Origin of the sequence: Streptomyces niphimycinicus (assembly GCF_018883605.1) — a bacterium.
GTDB lineage: Bacteria > Actinomycetota > Actinomycetes > Streptomycetales > Streptomycetaceae > Streptomyces > Streptomyces niphimycinicus.
This window is the reverse complement of the sequence record NZ_JAHLEM010001115.1, coordinates 1-3,186: the sequence shown is the minus strand read 5'-3', so window position 1 is coordinate 3,186 and position 3,186 is coordinate 1. Positions and strand designations below refer to the sequence as shown.

Here is a 3,186-nt window from a genome sequence, read left to right as displayed (position 1 = left end):
GGGCGGCGGGCCGGTGGGCCAGCGGGCCGGTGGGCGGCGGTGGCAGGTGGGCCGCGGCCGGTGGGCCGCGGTGGGCGGTGAGCCGGTGGGCTACCGAGGGGGTCTGGGTACCCCCTTCGTAAAATGCTTGATATGGCGCAACTACCTCATCAAGGGCCTCCCGATATGCCCCCGAGGTCAGGGCGTGCGCGGTGGCGGGGGGCGGCGGTGGTCGGGGCGGGGGGCGCCGTCCCTCGGCTGTTCCGCGTCGGAGCCGCACATCTCGTGCGTCAGCTCGTCCACCAGCTCGCTCAGGTCGGTCGGGCGGTCGGCTGACCACCAGTCGCCCAGGAGTTCCGCGAGGGATGCCTCGCGGGCCCGGTAGAGCCTGGTCGCGACCTCGCGGCCGTCGTCCGTGAGGATCAGGTCCAGTCCGTAGCGGCGGCCGAGGCCCCGCTCCTCGATCTGCCGGGTCGCCTCGGTGATGACCCGCAGCGGTACGGGTGAGCGCTGCGCGAGCATCGCGGGTTCGACCGAGCCGTGGTGGTGGATGCGCAGCAGCATCCAGCTCGCGGCCGGTCTGAGGTCGAGCCCGGCGCGCCGGGTGATGTCGACGTAGATCTTCCGGCGGCCCTCCCGGCTGCCGAGCAGGGACAGCGCCCGGGCGCACTCCTCGTGCGAGGAGCGCTGGACGGGGTTGCTGGCGAGTATTTCGCTGCCGTCGGGCGCGGTGACGCTGCCGCGCAGCGGCTCCTCCCGGAGGAACCAGGCGAGGATGAAGGCGAGCAGCACGACCGGCACCGCGTAGAGGAAGACGTCGGTGATGGAGACGGAGAACGCGTGCCGCACCGCCGCCCGGTCCACCGGCGGCAGCCGCCCGAGGCCGCGGGGGTCGGAGGTGAGGGCGCCGGGGGTGATACCGGGTGGCAGGCGTCGTCCGGCGAGGGCGTCGGCGATCTGGGGGCCGAGGTTGTTGGCGAAGATCGTGCCGAAGACGGAGACGCCGAACGAGGCGCCGATCGAGCGGAAGAAGGTCGCGCCGGAGGTGGCGACGCCCAGGTCCCGATAGCTGACGGAGTTCTGCACGATCAGCACCAGCACCTGGATGACCAGGCCGAGGCCGCAGCCGAAGACGAAGAAGTACGCACTCATCTCCGCGACCCCGCTGGACTCCCGCAACTGGTGCAGAAGCAGCAGGCCGATGGCGGTGATCGCGGTGCCCAGGACCGGGAAGACCTTGTAGCGGCCGGTGCGGCTGACCAGATGGCCGGAGACGGTGGAGGAGACGAGCGTGCCGAGGACCAGCGGCAGGAGGTGGAGGCCGGAGGTGGTCGGTGAGACGCCCTGCACGATCTGGAGGAAGGTCGGCAGATAGGTCATGCTGCCGAACATCGCGAAGCCGACGATGAAGCCGATGAACGCGCACAGCGTGAAGGTGCGGCTGCGGAAGAGGGTGAGCGGCAGCACCGGCTCGGCCGCACGGAACTCCACCCGTACGAAGGCCGCCAGCAGCGCCATGCCGACCACCGCGAGCCCGATGATCTGCCAGGACCCCCAGCCGTAGGTGACCCCGCCGAGGGAGGTCATCAGCACCAGGGCGGCGGCGACCGCGGCGATCAGGAAGGTGCCGAGGTAGTCGATGGTGTGCGAGGTGCGGCGCACCGGGATCTGGAGCGCGGAGGCCACGACGAGGAGGGCGACGATGCCGAGAGGCAGGTTGATGTAGAAGACCCAGCGCCAGCTCAGACGGTCGACGAACACCCCGCCGAGCAGCGGCCCCAGCACACTGGCGGCGCTGAAGACGGCGCCGAAGAGGCCCTGGTAGCGGCCCCGGTCCCGGGGCGGGACGATATCGCCGACGATGGCCATCGACAGCACCATGAGTCCGCCGCCGCCCAGCCCCTGGAGCGCGCGGAAGGCGATGAGTTCCGCCATGTTCCCGGCGAGCCCGCACAGCGCGGAACCGATCAGGAAGATGACGATCGCGGTCTGGAAGAGCCTCTTACGGCCGTACTGGTCGCCGAGCTTGCCCCACAGCGGGGTGGCCGCGGTCGAGGCGAGCAGATACGCGGTGACGACCCAGGACAGATGCTCCAGGCCGCCGAGGTCGCTGACGATCGTGGGCAGCGCGGTGGAGACGATCGTCTGATCGAGCGCGGCGAGCAGCATGCCGAGCAGCAGCGCGCCGATGGCCACCAGGACCGTACGCCGCGGCCGGCCCTCTCCCGGGCCGGGGGCCACGGCGTCGGGGGCTCCTGGGGCCGGAGCCGGGCTGCCGCCGTCCCGCGCCATGGCGACTCCTCCTCGCTCCTCCGTTCCCTCTTCATCCTCACCCCATCCTCACCTTTATGCCCTGTTACGGCCCGCCGTGCCGGTCCGCACGGCGGGCGAACACCTGCGCGGAAGGGGATCGGATGCGCATAATCGCTGCGAACTCCAGGGAGGGAAAGTTCCGTGACGGCAGAGTCCTGCCCGCACTGCTTCGCACCGGCGCGCGCCAACGGGCGGCCCGGCTGTACGTGTGCCGAACGCGCCGCCGCGTCCACCGCGTCCACCGCGACCGCAGGCGAGACCGACGACCAGACCCATCCGCACCCCGTTCTGGCGCTCTCGGAGGAGCGCCCGGGCGGGCCCGATCCGCGTGATCTGCGTCTCTTCGAGGAGGCGGAGAAGAAGAAGGCGGAGAAGGAGGAGGCGGAGAAGGGGGACACCGACGCGACGCGGGTGATCGACCGCGTCGAGGAGAGACCCGGCAGAGCCGGGGCGGGGGACGGCGACACGGGCGCGGGGGCCTACGTCGGCGTCGGCTCAGACGTCGGCTCAGACATCGGCTCAGGCGCCTACGCAGGCGGTGGCGTCGGCGTCGGCGGGGACGTGCCGGGGGAGGAACCCGGCCCCGCCCGGCACCGTAAGAGCAAGCGCAAGGTCGTGACGGCCGTACTCGCGGGGGCGGCGGCCGTGGCCGTGGCCGGTTCGCTGGCGGTCGGCACCGGGCTGCTCGGCGGTGACCACAAGGACGACGGCGGCGGCGGGGGCGGGAGCGACCGCGCGCTGGCCGACAGCACCGCCAGCGCGCCGGTCGAGGAGGAGGTGCCGACCACGGAGGGCAGCCCGTCGTCCGGCGTCCCGTCGTCGAGCGCGACGCCCCGCCCGTCCGCGTCCGGCTCGACGCGGGCGAGCGCGTCCCCGAGCGAGACCGGCCCCTCG

At 72.4% G+C, this 3,186-nt stretch carries 1 protein-coding gene and 1 pseudogene; one reads left to right on the top strand and one right to left on the bottom strand.

The window, feature by feature from the left end:
* Positions 1-177: 177 nt before the first annotated feature.
* Positions 178-2,271: an MDR family MFS transporter gene (locus tag KN815_RS48030; RefSeq protein ID WP_216348057.1), complete on the bottom strand. Its 2,094-nt coding sequence runs from the start codon at positions 2,269-2,271 to the stop codon at positions 178-180.
* A 162-nt stretch (positions 2,272-2,433) separates the two neighbouring features.
* Here KN815_RS48030 and KN815_RS48025 point away from each other — a divergent pair.
* Positions 2,434-3,186 (top strand): annotated as a pseudogene (locus KN815_RS48025) (hypothetical protein); the annotation flags it as partial.